Origin of the sequence: Mesorhizobium sp. M0960, from assembly GCF_040319055.1 — a bacterium.
Lineage (GTDB): Bacteria > Pseudomonadota > Alphaproteobacteria > Rhizobiales > Rhizobiaceae > Mesorhizobium.
In genome coordinates, this window is the sequence record NZ_JAMYNN010000022.1 from 53,492 (window position 1) to 68,107 (window position 14,616).

Consider the following 14,616-nt stretch of genomic DNA (forward strand, 5'->3'; position numbering starts at 1 on the left):
TTACAGCATCGTGCCCGAAATGAAGCGCGGCGCATAGCACAGGTTGATGGCGGAGTCATGCAGGGGGTTCTTCCTTCTCCCCTTGTGGGCGAAGGTGGCCGAGCGAAGCTCGGTCGGATGAGGGGTGTTCCAGCTTGGCATCCCCTGCACTCCGTCCAGCACCCCTCAACCCTCTTGGCGCTGCGCGCCAATCCACCTTCTCCCACAAGGAGAGAAGGCAAGACCGCACGAACGCTGGTTCTTTACGTCGCTGTGTTAGGTGGTGAACGTCCCGGACGAGGACTTTACTTGCACTTGGCGATCGAGGCCAGCGCCGCCGAGATGCCCTTCAGCGAGAAGACGTAGGTGGTGGTATTGCCGCGGCCGGACTTGGCTGACACCTTCATGTCGGTGCCGGTCTTCATCGCGGCGATCAGCACCGGCTCCTCGGCGGCGTTCTCGACCCAGGCCGACTTGCCGCGCGTGAACATCGAAAAAGACTTCTTGTCGATGGTGACGGTGGCCTTGGAACCTTCCTGGAAGGTATAGCCGGCGATGAATTGCGGCTCGTAGGACACTTGCTGCCCCGGCCGCTGGCTGACGAAGAAGAACATGTCGCCATGATCGAGCGTCGGCGGCTGCTTGTCGGTTGGCACGGTCAGGACATAGCAGACCTTGCCGCCGCCCGACGCCTGGTAGCTGTAGGTGCCCCAGGCATTGTGCTGGCCGATCTTGGTTGCCGACTGCGCCAGCGCGGGCGCCGTCAAGGCCACCAGGGCCAGGCTGGAAACTATAGCAATCAATCCGCGCATCGCTTTTCCCGTATTCCACTGGTGCGGCGGCAGGCCGGCTCGGCGTCCTGCCCGTCGCTTCATTTTGATTTAATCTGGGTTACCAAACGGTGAATTTCCCCTGAGAAAAGGATGTTCACGCCAGGAAACCGCCGCCGTCTTCGCGCTGCCGCTTGAAAAAGCGGCTGGCGCAATGTCCCTGCCGCGACTTGGAGGCCACGAAAACGGCAAGAGTTTGACTTTTCAAGCAGCTAGGTCTTGCAGCGATTCTCGCTTTTCTGAGAGCTACGTGACGAATTTCCCGCCAGGCGGTATATGTCTGCGTTCGGCTCCACGGCACTCGGCCAGGGTGCCCTCCTTGGCGGCTTACGGGAGATTTGGCCATGGCCATTTCCGAGACAGTTCTGATCCTGGCGGGCGGCACAGTCGTCCTGGCGATCGTGTTCGGCATTCGTGTCGCCGTCCGCGCGGTGGCCAGCGGCGCGGTGTCCCGGTCGGATGGCGGAGAGGTGGCGGGCGGACCGGGCGCGCCCGACGTGGCGGGGGTCATTGCGCTGCCGCCTTTGATCTTCCTCGGCTTCCTGGCGGCGGCAACCGTGCTCGAGGTGCTCGCGCCGCTCTCGGTCATGGCCGGGCAGGCCCTCGCCCGCTATCTGGCCGGCGCCGTGCTCGCGGTGTGCGGCTTGGTGCTCATCTTTATGGCGGCGGGCCGCTTTCAGGCCGCTGGAACCAACATACCACCGACCTTGCCAACGACGGCGCTGGTCGTCGACGGTATCTATCGGTGGACCAGAAATCCGTTCTATCTGGGAGCGACCCTTATCTATCTGGGCCTCGGTGTCGCGGCCGGAAGTCTTTGGGGTATCGCGCTCGTCATTCCCTTGCTGTGGGTGATCAATACGGGCGTCATCGCGCCGGAAGAGCGTTATCTCGAGCGTAAGTTCGGAGACGCCTATCGCGCCTACAAGACGCGGGTGCGGCGGTGGCTTTGACGGCCGGAAAGTCGGTTCCCGCGCGATTTTTTGCGCCGTACCGGCTCAGCTCTTGTCGGCGATGGCCTGCCTGGCGGCGAGCCGGTGCGCCGGCGTGATGTGGGCGCTGACGGTTGTGATCGCCGCGGTCAGCACAGCGATGTCGTCGGTGAAGCCAAGCCCAAAGATGAAATCGGGGATGACGTCCGTCGGCAGCACGAAATAGCCGAGCGCAGCCAGCAATGTGCCCTTGGCGCGCAGCGGCGTCTTCTTGTCCATGGCGCAGTAATAGGCGGCGACCACCTCCTCCATGAACGGGATCTGCCGGGCAGCCTTCTTCGCCGTACGCCAGAACTTTTCGCGTACTTCGCTCTCATTGCCCAGCTTGCTGCCGAGGCCGAAGAAATCAAAACCGGATTTTTGCGCCATCAACCTCTCCTTGCCGCCGTCGCGTGACTTCACGCGTGACCGCGAGGCAAAATGTGGTGAAAGCCGAACCTCGCTGCAAGGTGCAGATAACGTCAGGTGCCGAAATAGCGGTTCATCTTCCTGGCCAGATCGAAATCCAGCGCGGTCAGGCCGCCGACGTCGTGGGTGTTGAGGGTCACGTTTACCGTCTTGTAGACGTTCGACCAGTCGGGGTGGTGGTCCATCTTCTCCGCAGCCAGGGCAACGCGGGTCATGAAGGCAAAGGCTTCCGAGAAATTCTTGAAAGTGAAGCTGCGGCTGATCGAACCACCATCCTTGGCCAGCGACCAGCCGTCGAGGCCGGCAAGTTCGGCGCTGATCGCCTCTTTTGCTAGTTTCTCCCTGGCCATGTCCGTCTACCGCATGATCCGCGAAGCGTCGGCGGCGCCGGCCAAACGGCTGGCGACGCGGTTGTCGGCACCTGAAAGCGGCCAAGCCTCCTCGACGACGTAAGGCCCGCCGCCGACCGAGTCGCGCGACGACATCAGCACGAAGCGGCCGACCCGGAACGGCAGCGTCGAAAAATTGCCGCGCGCCGACAGATACTGGGCGACGTCGAGCGGGCTCGCATTGCGCAGGCGGGCCAGCGTCACATGCGGCATGAACTTGCGCGGGTCGGCCGGGATGCCGAGCCGCTGGCAGATGCGCTCGATTTCGCTTTGCAGAGCGGAAAGATTGGGCGAAGCGGCGACCCCGGCCCACACCGCATGCGGCTTCTTCTGGCCGAAGGCGCCGACGCCGGACAGCGTCAGCGGGAAGGACGGGCGGTGAACGCGGTCGAGCGCGTTGGCGATTTCGTCGGCGACATGGCCCTCGACATCGCCAATGAAGCGCAGCGTCAGATGATAGTTTTCGACGTCGATCCAGCGGGCTCCGGGCAGGCCGCCCCTGAGCAGGGACAGCGAAAGAGCGGCATCACGCGGTATTTCGAGGGCGGTAAAAAGACGCGGCATGGCAAGCCTCCTGTCCTCGAATCGAACTCTTGCCCCTAGCGAATCATCGATATTCAAACGGGGCAAGGGGTTTGTTGGTCGCAGGCCTGCCTAAAAGCTTCCCCCGCGGAAGGTGTTGCGGCGGCGAACCCTCGCCTTCAGGAATTGCCCCGGATCGCTTCAATGGTCTTCTCCACGCTGGGCAGGATACCCTCGACGATGCGGTCGACGCCTCGGGCGTTTGGATGAAGACCGTCTTCGAGCTGCAGGACGGATTGGCCGGCGATGCCCTCGAGAAAGAAAGGATAGAGCGGCACGCCGTATTTTTCAGCCAGTCTCGGAAAGGTCGCGTCGAAGGCCCTCTGGTAATCGGCGCCGAGATTCGGCGCCGCGCGCATCCCGGCCAGCAACACGGCGATCTTGCGCTGCTTCAGCTTTGCCAGCATGGCGTCCAGGTTCTTTTCCGCTATGGCGGGCGAAACGCCGCGCAGCATGTCGTTGGCGCCGAGCTCCAGGATGACCAGCTGCGTGCCGTCCGGCACCGACCAGTCGAGCCGCGACAGGCCGCCGCTCGTCGTATCGCCGGAAACGCCGGCATTGGCGACCGTGACATCGTAGCCCTTGGCGCGAAGCGCGGCCTGCAGCTTTTCGGTGAACCCCTGACCCGGCCCAAGGCCATAACCCGCCATCAAGCTGTCGCCGAAGCCAACGATGGTGAAGGGCTCGGCGCGCGCCGACGAAATGGCGCTGCAGATCGCGAGGAAAAGGGCGAAGGCTGCGGCAAAAGTGTGTTTGAAAGCCATGCGGCAGGCCCCATATGACCAGGAACATCTGTTGGCGAAGGCAGGTTTTCGTCTTTGTCGAGCATCGGATGCTCTAGCCCTCTTTCCCCCATATAGGACGATTTGATTTTGGAAGAAGCCGTCATTTCGCTGAAAGACGTATCGCTGACGCTCGGCGAAGGCGCATCCTCGGTGCATGTGCTGAAGGGCGTCAGCCTTGATGTGGCGAGCGGCGAAGCGACAGGCATCGTTGGACCTTCGGGTTCGGGAAAGTCGACATTGCTGATGGTTTTGGCCGGGCTTGAAAGGGTCGATTCGGGTGCGGTACGAATTGCCGGCGAGCTGCTCAACGGCAAAAGCGAAGACCAGATCGCATCGTTTCGAGGGCGAAACATCGGCATCGTGTTCCAGTCGTTCCACCTCATCCCCAATATGACGGCGCTGGAAAACGTCGCCGTCCCGCTTGAGCTTGCCGGCCATGCCGATCCGTTCGGCGTGGCGGCGCGCGAACTGGCGGCGGTCGGCCTTAGCGATCGCATCACCCATTATCCCGGCGAATTGTCTGGCGGCGAGCAGCAGCGCGTGGCGATCGCCCGGGCGCTGGCGCCGTCGCCACGCATCCTGATCGCCGACGAGCCGACCGGCAATCTCGACCAGGCGACGGGACGGCACGTCGCCGACCTGCTGTTCGCCAAGGCGGCCGAACGCGGCATGACGCTGGTGCTGGTCACGCATGACCCGGTGCTCGCGGCGCGCTGCTCGCGCCAGGTGTCGATGCGGTCGGGGCTGATCGAGGACGCATCCAAGCCGGCCTCCAGGGCCGGCAAGGTGACCGCCTGATGCCGCTGTCGCAAACGCTGAGGCTGGCCTTCAAGTTCTCGCTGCGCGAAATGCGCGGCGGGCTGTCCGGTTTCCTGATCTTCCTTGCCTGCATTGCGCTCGGCGTCGCGGCAATCGGCGGCGTCAATTCGGTGGCGCAGGCGATTTCCGCCGGTGTTGCCGACCAGGGTCAGACGCTGCTCGGCGGCGATCTCCGCTTCCAGATCAACCAGCGCGATCCGACCAGAGCCGAACGCAGCTTCCTCGGCCGGCTTGGCACGGTTTCGCACAGCGCCAACATGCGCTCGATGGCGAGGCTCGAGGACGGCTCCGACCAGGCGCTGGTCGAGGCCAAGGCGGTCGACGGCGCCTATCCGCTCTATGGCGCGCTGGAGACCCAGCCGGTGCTGTCGCGAGAGGATTTGTTCGGCGAAAAATCCGGCGTCTTCGGCGCCGCCGCCCCGGACCTTTTGTTCGAGCGGCTGAACCTTGGCATCGGTGACCGGTTGAAGCTCGGCAGCGCGACATTCGAGCTGCGCGCCAAGCTGGTCAATGAGCCAGATGCGGTGTCGGATGGCTTCGGTTTTGCGCCGCGGCTGATGGTGTCGACCGACGGGCTTGCCGCTTCAGGCCTGATCCAGCCGGGCAGCCTGGTCGAGAACGCCTATAAGGTCCGCCTGCCCGGCGGCACCACTGAAGTACAGATCAAGGCGATCCAGGAGCAGGCCGCGAAAGAGTTCCCGCAGGCCGGCTGGTCGATCCGCACGCGCAGCAACGCAGCGCCGGCGCTGTCCTCGAACATCGAGCGGTTCTCGCAATTCCTGACGTTGGTCGGGCTGACGGCGCTGGTGGTCGGCGGCGTCGGCGTGGCCAATGCGGTGCGTGCCTATCTCGACGGCAAGCGCGGCGTCATCGCCACCTTCAAGAGCCTGGGGGCTTCGGGCGGGTTCGTCTTTGCCGTCTACCTGGTGCAGATCCTGATGATTGCCGCCCTCGGTATCACGCTGGGCCTGGTGCTTGGCGCGCTGATGCCGTTCGCGGCCAGCGCGGCACTCCAGTCGGTTATTCCGGTGCCGGCGGAAGGTGGGTTCTATCCCGGCGCCCTCGGCATGGCAGCGCTGTTCGGGCTGCTGGTGACGCTGGCCTTCGCCCTGCTGCCGCTCGGCCGTGCTCGCGACGTGCCAGCGACGGCGCTGTTTCGCGAAATGGGTTTTGAGGGCCGCGGTTTTCCCCGCCCGCTCTATGTCGCCGCGGCAATGGCCATCGCGCTGCTGCTCGCGGTGCTGGCGATCCTGTTTTCCGGCGACCGCCGTATTGCCTCGATCTTCGTCGGCGCCACGGTCTTTTCGTTCCTGGTCCTGCGTGTCGTCGGTACGCTGGTGCAGTGGGCGGCGAAGAGAAGTCCGCGTGTGCGCTCGACGGCGCTCAGGCTCGCCATCGGCAACATCCATCGGCCTGGCGCCTTGACGCCGTCCGTGGTGCTGTCGCTGGGTCTCGGGCTGACGCTCCTGGTGACGCTGGCGCTGATCGATGGCAATCTCAGGCGGCAGATTTCCGGCAGCCTGCCGGAACGGGCGCCGAACTTCTTCTTCGTCGATATCCAGAGCGGCGACGTCGATGCCTTCTCCGCGCTGGTCGGCAAAGAGGCGCCGCAGGGCACGCTGATTAAGGTGCCGATGCTGCGCGGCCGGGTGATGGCGCTCAACGGCGTCGATGTCGACAAGGTCAAGGTTCCGGCCGAAGGCGCCTGGGTGCTGCGCGGCGACCGTGGGCTGACCTATGACGCACAATTGCCGGAGAATGCAACGCTGACCGAGGGCAGCTGGTGGCCGGGGAATTATTCCGGCGAACCGCTGGTCTCGTTTTCCGCCGAGGAGGGCAAGGAGATCGGGCTGAAGCTCGGCGACACCATCACCGTCAATGTGCTCGGCCGCAACATCACGGCCAAGATTGCCAATTTCCGCCAGGTCGAATGGGAAACCATGGGCATCAATTTCGTCATGGTGTTCTCGCCCAACACATTCGCCGGGGCGCCGCATGGCTGGTTGGCGACGCTGACCGAGACGAATGCGTCGGCGGCCGACGACGCGCATCTTCTCAATGCCGTCACCCGGGCTTTTCCCGCGGTGACGACGGTCAGGGTCAAGGACGCGCTCGACATCGTCAACCGGCTGGTGGCGCAGCTCGGCACCGCGATCAGGGCTGCGGCGGGCGTGGCGTTGATCGCCTCGGTGCTGGTGCTGGCCGGGGCGCTCGCCGCCGGCAACCGGGCCCGCATCCACGACGCGGTGGTGCTGAAGACCCTGGGTGCGACCAGGAAAACGCTGATCGCGGCCTTTTCGCTGGAATACATGCTGATCGGCCTTGCGACCGCGATCTTCGCGCTGGCGGCGGGCGGTGTGGCGGCGTGGTACGTCGTCGCGCGCATCATGACACTGCCATCGCACTTCATGCCCGAGGTGGCGGTGGCGACCATCGGCTTTTCACTGGTGGTCACCGTGGGTATCGGCCTGGCCGGCACGTGGCGGGTGCTGGGCCACAAGGCGGCGCCGGTGCTGCGGAATCTTTGAGCCAGAGCCGGTTTTGATTAAATCTCGTTAATGTTTCGACCGGCAAGGCCAATAAAACCGGATCTCCGGCATTTCACGGAGCATTACGTCCGGTTACGGTCTTGTCCTTTACGCCAAGAACCATCATATTTCGGCGCAGGCATGCTGGAGCCCCGCCAGCGGCGCCTGGGTTCAAAAGGACCTGACACCGGACGGGGCAGAAGCAATATGAGGATTTCCATGGCTGATCCCGTTCGCAATTATCAGACGCGCGCCGTGCCCGGCGCCGGCGTCGATGCTGCCATCGACCAGGGCCTGCGCGCCTACATGATCAAAGTCTACAACCTGATGGGGCTTGGCCTCCTCATCACCGGCCTTGCCGCGGTCGGCACAATCATGCTGGCCACCACCAGCGATCCCGCCTCGGCGGTTGCCACGTTGCCAAGCGGCGAGATGCTGACCTCGTTCGGCTACGCGATCTTCGGCTCGCCGCTGAAATGGCTGGTGATCTTTGCCCCGCTGGCAGCGGTGATGTTCCTGTCGTTCCGGGTCCAATCGATGAGCGTTTCGGCGGCGCAGACGACGTTCTGGGTTTACGCCGGCCTTGTCGGCCTGTCGCTGTCGTCGATCTTCCTGGTCTACACCACCGCCAGTATCTCGCAGACCTTCTTCGCCACCGCCGCCGCGTTTGGCGGGCTGTCGCTCTACGGCTACACGACCAAGCGCGACCTTTCCGCGTTCGGCTCGTTCCTGGTCATGGGCCTGGTCGGCCTGATCATCGCGATGGTGATCAACATCTTCCTGCAGTCGTCGGCGCTTTCCTTCGCCGTTTCGGCGATCGGCGTGCTGATCTTCGCAGGCCTCACCGCCTATGACACGCAGAACATCAAGGAGATGTATTTCGAGGGTGACGAGACTGATGTCGCCGGCCGCAAGGCGATCATGGGCGCGCTGAGGCTCTATCTCGACTTCATCAACCTGTTCATGTTCCTGCTGCAGTTCATGGGCGACCGTCGCTAGTACGGCGTTCTTTGTTGACCATGATCTGTTCCGAAAACCGGTTTCCACTTTTCGGGATCATGGTCTGACTCCAGCGAGTTTGGAAAGGGCGGCCCAATGGCCGCCCTTTTCTTTTGTGCCGGCTTTTGCTGTGATATAGGGCAGATGAACGACGTGCATAAATTATGAGCAGCATCACCTTGCGGGCCGCGACGTCGGCCGATCTCGACCGGATCACGGAAATCTATGCCGACGCGGTGACAAACGGCACGGCGAGCTATGAACTCGACCCGCCAAGTCGTATCGAGATGGGAGCGCGCTTCGACAGTTTGGTAGCGGGTGGCTTTCCCTATCTCGTGGCGGAAAAAGGCGGCATTGTGCTCGGCTATGCCTATGCCGGCGCTTTCCGGCCGCGCCCGGCATACCGCTTCGTGGTTGAGGATTCCGTCTATGTCGCGCCCGACGCCAAGGGGCAGGGCGTCGGGCTGCTCCTGATGCAAAGGCTGATCGAGGCAGCCAAGGCGGCGGGCTTTCGCCAGATCATCGCGGTGATTGGCGATGGCCGGCCCGACAGCGCCTCGGTGCGGTTGCACGAGAAGCTCGGCTTTCACCATTCCGGCCGCCTGGAAGGCTCCGGCTACAAGCACGGACGCTGGCTGGACACGGTGTTCATGCAACTGCCGATCAACGGTGGAGCGTCGGTCCCGCCCGATCCGCAATCGCTGCCCGAGCGGAAGTTCCGCAAACAAAAATAAGGGGTTACGCCTCGACCAGCTTCAGCGTTCGGTCGAACACGCCAAGCACCCGGCCGAGTTCCTGGCCACGCTTGAGGATGCGTCCGCCGGCGGCGATGACGGCGAATGCGCCTTGCCGGCGCGCCAGCTTCGGATCCTTGACGATCTGGAAAAGCGGCACTTCGCTGGTGCGACGGAAGACGGAAAAAACGGCGCGGTCGGTGAGATGGTCAATAGCATAGTCGCGCCATTCATTGGCGGCGACCATACGGCCGTAGAGCCTGAGGATCTGGTCCAGTTCGCGGCGGTCGAACCGCACCGGCTGGTCGAGGCGTTCGTGTCTTGCCTCGTGCAGCGGGATCAATATTGCGGATGCGTCCCCATCCTCCGTCCCGCTGCTGCGATCAGTCATGCCTGGATCCTCGCAATGAATCGTACGCCGACCAAAGTTGGCGCTTTCGTTGCCGAATTGCAAGGCCCGGCCGGGCAACGGCAGCACCGCGCGGTTTCTCCAACGTCCAGTCACGTTTGCGAAACGCCTGTTGGAATTGGTGATGCTTCGCCACAATCCTGCCTTTTTTTATCCGTGCTCATGCCCCAATGTCCGACGAATTTACCGGCGTTGCCTGAGACGGTTCGGTCCGGCACCGGCTCGTAAACCCCAAGCCCCCCGCCCACGGGTCTGCGTCGGATCGAACCAACCTCGGTCTTTCCTTGGAAAGATCGGGTGCGACGATCCCAAAACCTAAATGACCGGCGTCAGAAGCAAGCTGACGCCGGTTTTTTATTGGCTGGAGCCGTGGCGGCGCGATCCATCCGGATAGGCTGTCGTCGGAGGCTTGAGCGCGGCTATCCCTTCTCCCCTTGTTGTGGAAGAAGGTGGATCGGCGCGCAGCGCCGAGACAGATGAGGGGTGTTGGACGGAGTGAGGCGTTGGCGTTCCCTGGAACACCCTCATCCGTCGCCTTCGGCGACACCTTCTCCCACAAGGGAGAAGGGAGAGCGCTCCATCTAAGGCTTGCGGATAAAGGCTGCACCCAGGATCGGACCGGGCACGCCGTCCTTGCCGACCGACTGCAGCAGCACGGCGCAGCCGCCCTTCTTGGCGATCTCGCTCATCGGCAGTTCGTAGCGCTGCGCCTTGCCGTGCCACATGCCGGCGGTCTGGATGCTGGAGACGGCGTTCCAGTAGGTCATGCTGCGGCCGGTGTTTTCACCCTTGCCGATCTTGATCGTCTGCGGCGGGTTGAAATAGACGATGACGACATGCGCGTCGGCGGGGCCGGTCACGGCGTCGCCGGCATCGATCATGACGCGATCGCTGGTCCGGCTGACCTTGATGCCGACGCGCATGCCTTCGCCGACCCTCTCCATGCGGGCCAGCGCGCCGTCGACTTCCTTGCGGCTGGCGCCATTGACATGGCTGCGGCCGTTGATGACGGCTTGCGGGGTGTAGACGGAACGGCTGCCGAAGGCGCGCATATACTCATATTGCCGCTCGGTATTTTCCTTGCGGCTCAGCGTATCCTGCCAGCCGAGGTAATCCCAATAGTCGACATGATAGGCGAGCGCGACGATGTTCTCCTTGGCGGCGAGCTCGGCGAAGAATTCGTCGGCCGGCGGACAGGAATTACATCCCTGGCTGGTGAAGAGCTCGACGACGCCTAATGGCTTGTCGGCCTGCTCGGCGAAGGCGCTTCCGGCAAACGCCGAGAGAGCCAGCGCAACGGCCGCAAGCCGCAATGGTCTTCGAGATGACATGGCCGTTCCGATCCCGCCGGTGATGCCGGCTTTGTTCTGATTGTCGAAATATGTGGCAGAAGCGGCAGTCAACGGGAAGTCACGTTGCGGTGAAATTTTGCCGTTGCAACCGCTGGCAAGGGCGCAATAGGTGGACGCGCACTTCACGATGGAAGCGATTCGGGCGGCAATCAGCATGTGGCAATCTCTCCTGGCGCCGGTCGACCTCTATTGCGAACGGACGGGGCCGGAATTCTGGGCTGAACCGCTCAATGCGCTGAGCAATCTGGCTTTTTTTGCCGCCGGGCTATGGGGTGTCTGGCAGGTGCGCAAGCGCGGCACCGGCGCCTTCGCCGAAGTGCTGGCCTGGTGGGTGGTGGCGATCGGCGTCGGCTCGTCGCTGTTCCACACCTTTGCCACAAGGGGAATGATCCTGGCCGACGTGCTGCCGATTGCAGGGTTCACGCTGGCCTACACGCTGTTCAACCTGCGACGTTTTCTCGGCATGAAATGGGGCAAGGCGATCGTCATCTTCGTCGCCTTTTACGCCGTTGCCGGGCTGGTGACCTTTACCGTGCCGGACTGGCTGCGCCAAGCGTCGAACGGCACGACCGGCTATCTGCCGCCCTTCCTGGCGCTTGCCTTCTTCGGCGCCTGGGTGGCGGCCAGCGGCAATCGTGCCGGCTGGTACAATCTGGCGGGTTCGGCGATCTTCGTCGTGTCGGTCGTCTGCCGGATGATCGATCCGCTGGTCTGCGGCGGCTTTCCGCTCGGCACGCATTTGCTGTGGCACATCCTCAACGGGCTGATGCTCGGCGTGCTGCTGGCGGCGACAGCGCGGTTTGGAAAGCCAAAGTAGGGCAGTTGGGCAGTAGGTGCTTGTCCTTGCTTCCCCTACTGCCCTACTCCCTTATTGCCCTACTCCCTTAAGCCGCAAGGTCGCGCAGCACGTATTGCAGGATGCCGCCATTCTTGAAGTAGTCGAGCTCGTCCAGCGTATCGATGCGGCAGATGATCGGAACCTCTTTGACGCTGTCGTCGCCATAGGTGATCCTGGCGATCATCTTCTGCCGCGGCTTGATGTTGCTCAGTCCGTCGATCTCGACCAGTTCGTCGCCCTTGAGGTTGAGCGAGGCCCACGAGGTGCCTTCCTCGAAGACGAAGGGGATTACGCCCATGCCGACCAGGTTGGAGCGGTGGATGCGCTCGAAGGACTGAGCGATGACCGCGCGGACACCGAGCAGATTCGTACCCTTGGCCGCCCAGTCGCGCGACGAGCCGTTGCCATATTCGACGCCGGCGAAGATGACCAGCGGCACGCCCTCCTTCTTGTAGTGCATGGCGGCGTCGTAGATCGATTCCTCTTCCTTCGATGGGTAATGGATGGTGTAGCCGCCCTCGCGGCCGTTCTCGCCCAGCATGTGGTTGCGGATGCGGATGTTGGCGAAGGTGCCGCGCATCATCACCTCGTGGTTGCCGCGGCGCGTGCCATACTGGTTGAAATCGGCGACGCCGACGCCGTGGTCGGTGAGGTACTTGCCGGCCGGGGAGGCCGCCTTGATCGAACCGGCCGGCGAAATGTGGTCGGTGGTGATCTTATCGCCGAACAGACCGAGCACACGCGCGCCCTTGATATCGCCGATCTTGCCGAAGCCTGATGTCATGCCGGCGAAATAGGGTGGGTTCTGCACATAGGTCGAATTGTCGTCCCAGGCATAGGTCTGGCCTTCCGGCGCCTTGACGTTCTGCCAGTACTCGTCGCCCTTGAAGACGTCGGCATATTTGCGGGCGAACAATTCGCGCGTGACATTCTTCTCGATGAATTCCTGGATCTCGACTGAACTCGGCCAGATGTCCTTGAGATAGACCGGATTGCCGTTGCGATCCTCGCCGAGCGGCTCGGTGGTCAGATCCTTGGTCACGGTCCCGGCCAGCGCGTGGGCGACGACCAGCGGCGGCGAGGCGAGATAGTTCGCCTGCACGTCGGGCGAGACGCGGCCTTCGAAATTGCGGTTGCCGGACAAGACTGCCGCAGCAATCAAGCCCTTATCGTTGATGGTCTTGGAGATCGGCGCCGGCAGCGGGCCGGAATTGCCGATACAGGTGGTGCAGCCGAAGCCGACCAGGTTGAAGCCGATCTGGTCGAGCTCCTTCTGCAGACCGGATTTCTCCAGATATTCGGAGACGACCTGGCTGCCCGGCGCCAGTGAGGTCTTGACCCACGGCTTCTGCTTGAGGCCGAGCCGGTTGGCGTTGCGCGCCAACAGCCCGGCGCCGATCAGCACGCTCGGGTTCGAGGTGTTGGTGCAGGAGGTAATGGCGGCGATGACGACATCGCCATGGCCAAGATCGTAGTCCGTGCCCTCGACGGCATAGCGCTTGTCGATTTCGGCGGCCTTCTTGTATTCGGTCTCCATGGCCTTGTCGAAGCCGGCCGGAATGTCTTCAAGTGCCACGCGGCCTTCCGGCCGCTTCGGGCCGGCCATCGACGGGACGACACTGCCGAGATCGAGCTCGAGCAGATCGGTGAAGACCGGATCGGCCGAGCCGACGTCGCGCCATAGGCCTTGCGCCTTCGAATAAGCCTCGACCAGGGCGATGCGGCTTTCGTCACGGCCGGACATGGTGAGGTAGCGGATGGTTTCGCTGTCGACCGGGAAGAAGCCGCAGGTGGCGCCATATTCCGGCGCCATGTTGCCGATGGTGGCACGATCGGCCAGCGTCATGTTGGACAGGCCCGGACCGAAGAATTCGACGAACTTGCCGACGACGCCCTTCTTGCGCAGCATCTGCGTGACGGTGAGCACCAGGTCGGTGGCGGTGACGCCCTCCCTCAGCCTGCCGGTGAGGCGAAAGCCGATCACTTCGGGCAACAGCATGGAGACGGGCTGGCCGAGCATCGCGGCCTCGGCCTCGATGCCACCGACGCCCCAGCCGAGAACACCAAGGCCGTTGATCATGGTGGTGTGCGAATCGGTGCCGACGCAGGTGTCGGGATAGGCGGTGGTCTCGCCATCTTCGCTGTTGGTCCACACGACCTGGCCGAGGTACTCAAGGTTGACCTGATGGCAGATGCCAGTGCCGGGCGGCACGACGCGGAAATTGCGGAACGCCTGCTGGCCCCATTTCAGGAATTTGTAGCGTTCCTCATTGCGCTCATACTCAAGCTCGACATTGCGGGCGAAAGCCAGCGGCGTGCCGAATTCGTCGACGATGACCGAATGGTCGATGACCAGATCGACCGGCACCAGCGGGTTGATCTTTTGCGGGTCGCCGCCGAGCGAGGCCATGGCGTCGCGCATGGCGGCAAGGTCGACCACAGCCGGAACGCCGGTGAAATCCTGCATCAGCACGCGGGCCGGGCGATAGGCGATCTCGACGCCGGCAGTGCCCCGGTCGGTCAGCCAGCCGGCGACCGCCTGGATGCTCTCCTTGGTGACGGAACGGCCGTCCTCGTTGCGCAGCAGGTTCTCCAGCAGCACCTTCATCGAATAGGGCAATTGAGCGATGCCGGTGAGGCCGTTCTTTTCGGCCTCGACAAGGTCATAGTAGATGTACTCGGTGCCGCCGGCGGTCAGCGTGCGGCGGCAATTGAAGCTGTCGAGTGATTTGGACACGTGCGATCCCTAACTGTCGGTTGCCGGGGAGGGAACGGACGCCAGTGGGCATGCAAATCACGCGCAAAGGTGCGGGTACGGCCATTTCCGCTATCCGTTCCCAAGCGTCCGGGCCGTTCAAGGCGGCACGCGCGCTGGTTCGGCGCAAATTCGGTTCCCGTGCCGACCGCTGGCACGGATGATGCGGATATAGAGAATTTTCTGGAATAGTTCTAGACACGGAATTGCCATTTTT

General features: G+C 63.2%; 15 protein-coding genes. 6 read left to right on the forward strand and 9 right to left on the reverse strand.

Annotation, left to right across the window (positions count from 1 at the left end; genetic code table 11):
• On the reverse strand, positions 1 to 141 hold the full coding sequence (locus tag NKH63_RS27420) for a hypothetical protein (protein ID WP_352919616.1): 141 nt from the start codon (positions 139 to 141) through the stop codon (positions 1 to 3).
• Between the two features lie 143 nt (positions 142 to 284).
• Positions 285 to 791, reverse strand: coding sequence for an invasion associated locus B family protein (locus NKH63_RS27425; RefSeq protein WP_023721899.1), 507 nt, complete (start codon positions 789 to 791; stop codon positions 285 to 287).
• A gap of 362 nt (positions 792 to 1,153) precedes the next feature.
• Here NKH63_RS27425 and NKH63_RS27430 point away from each other — a divergent pair, with 362 nt between their 5' ends.
• A complete protein-coding gene (locus NKH63_RS27430) occupies positions 1,154 to 1,762 on the forward strand; it encodes a methyltransferase family protein (RefSeq protein ID WP_352919619.1) in 609 nt (202 codons plus the stop codon).
• A 45-nt stretch (positions 1,763 to 1,807) separates the two neighbouring features.
• Here NKH63_RS27430 and NKH63_RS27435 read toward each other — a convergent pair whose 3' ends face one another.
• The 4 genes from NKH63_RS27435 to NKH63_RS27450 form a co-directional block, all read right to left on the reverse strand.
• Positions 1,808 to 2,170: a YkvA family protein gene (locus NKH63_RS27435; RefSeq protein WP_023721897.1), complete on the reverse strand. Its 363-nt coding sequence runs from the start codon at positions 2,168 to 2,170 to the stop codon at positions 1,808 to 1,810.
• A 92-nt stretch (positions 2,171 to 2,262) separates the two neighbouring features.
• Entirely contained in the window at positions 2,263 to 2,559 is a 297-nt protein-coding gene (locus tag NKH63_RS27440; protein ID WP_352481071.1) for a 4a-hydroxytetrahydrobiopterin dehydratase, read from the reverse strand.
• Positions 2,560 to 2,565: 6 nt separating this feature from the next.
• Positions 2,566 to 3,162 carry an RNA 2',3'-cyclic phosphodiesterase gene (thpR, locus tag NKH63_RS27445; protein ID WP_352919621.1) on the reverse strand — a complete coding sequence of 199 codons (597 nt, stop codon included), beginning with the start codon at positions 3,160 to 3,162 and terminating at the stop codon, positions 2,566 to 2,568.
• Positions 3,163 to 3,299: 137 nt separating this feature from the next.
• Positions 3,300 to 3,944 (reverse strand): arylesterase, encoded by a 645-nt coding sequence (locus NKH63_RS27450; RefSeq protein WP_023721894.1) that lies wholly within the window; start codon positions 3,942 to 3,944, stop codon positions 3,300 to 3,302.
• Positions 3,945 to 4,052: 108 nt separating this feature from the next.
• Here NKH63_RS27450 and NKH63_RS27455 point away from each other — a divergent pair, with 108 nt between their 5' ends.
• From NKH63_RS27455 to NKH63_RS27470, 4 genes are all read left to right on the forward strand, one after another.
• On the forward strand, positions 4,053 to 4,763 hold the full coding sequence (locus tag NKH63_RS27455) for an ABC transporter ATP-binding protein (RefSeq protein WP_023721893.1): 711 nt from the start codon (positions 4,053 to 4,055) through the stop codon (positions 4,761 to 4,763).
• On the forward strand, positions 4,763 to 7,312 hold the full coding sequence (locus NKH63_RS27460) for an ABC transporter permease (protein WP_352894773.1): 2,550 nt from the start codon (positions 4,763 to 4,765) through the stop codon (positions 7,310 to 7,312). The genes NKH63_RS27455 and NKH63_RS27460 overlap by 1 nt, the downstream gene beginning before the upstream one ends.
• 219 nt (positions 7,313 to 7,531) lie before the next feature.
• On the forward strand, positions 7,532 to 8,311 hold the full coding sequence (locus NKH63_RS27465) for a Bax inhibitor-1/YccA family protein (RefSeq protein WP_254817871.1): 780 nt from the start codon (positions 7,532 to 7,534) through the stop codon (positions 8,309 to 8,311).
• A gap of 164 nt (positions 8,312 to 8,475) precedes the next feature.
• Positions 8,476 to 9,045: a GNAT family N-acetyltransferase gene (locus NKH63_RS27470; protein WP_352494036.1), complete on the forward strand. Its 570-nt coding sequence runs from the start codon at positions 8,476 to 8,478 to the stop codon at positions 9,043 to 9,045.
• 4 nt (positions 9,046 to 9,049) lie between these two features.
• On the opposite strand, the gene NKH63_RS27475 is transcribed toward NKH63_RS27470, so the two are convergent.
• The gene (locus tag NKH63_RS27475) at positions 9,050 to 9,436 is read right to left on the reverse strand and encodes a DUF2794 domain-containing protein (RefSeq protein ID WP_023721889.1); all 387 of its coding nucleotides are present in this window, start codon (positions 9,434 to 9,436) and stop codon (positions 9,050 to 9,052) included.
• A gap of 599 nt (positions 9,437 to 10,035) precedes the next feature.
• Entirely contained in the window at positions 10,036 to 10,785 is a 750-nt protein-coding gene (locus tag NKH63_RS27480) for a DUF1223 domain-containing protein (protein ID WP_023721888.1), read from the reverse strand.
• Positions 10,786 to 10,960: 175 nt separating this feature from the next.
• Between NKH63_RS27480 and NKH63_RS27485 the strand changes: the two genes are divergently transcribed.
• Positions 10,961 to 11,623 (forward strand): ceramidase domain-containing protein, encoded by a 663-nt coding sequence (locus NKH63_RS27485; RefSeq protein ID WP_352919625.1) that lies wholly within the window; start codon positions 10,961 to 10,963, stop codon positions 11,621 to 11,623.
• 67 nt (positions 11,624 to 11,690) lie between these two features.
• Here NKH63_RS27485 and acnA read toward each other — a convergent pair whose 3' ends face one another.
• On the reverse strand, positions 11,691 to 14,381 hold the full coding sequence (gene acnA, locus NKH63_RS27490) for an aconitate hydratase AcnA (protein ID WP_352919628.1): 2,691 nt from the start codon (positions 14,379 to 14,381) through the stop codon (positions 11,691 to 11,693).
• Positions 14,382 to 14,616 lie beyond the last annotated feature (235 nt).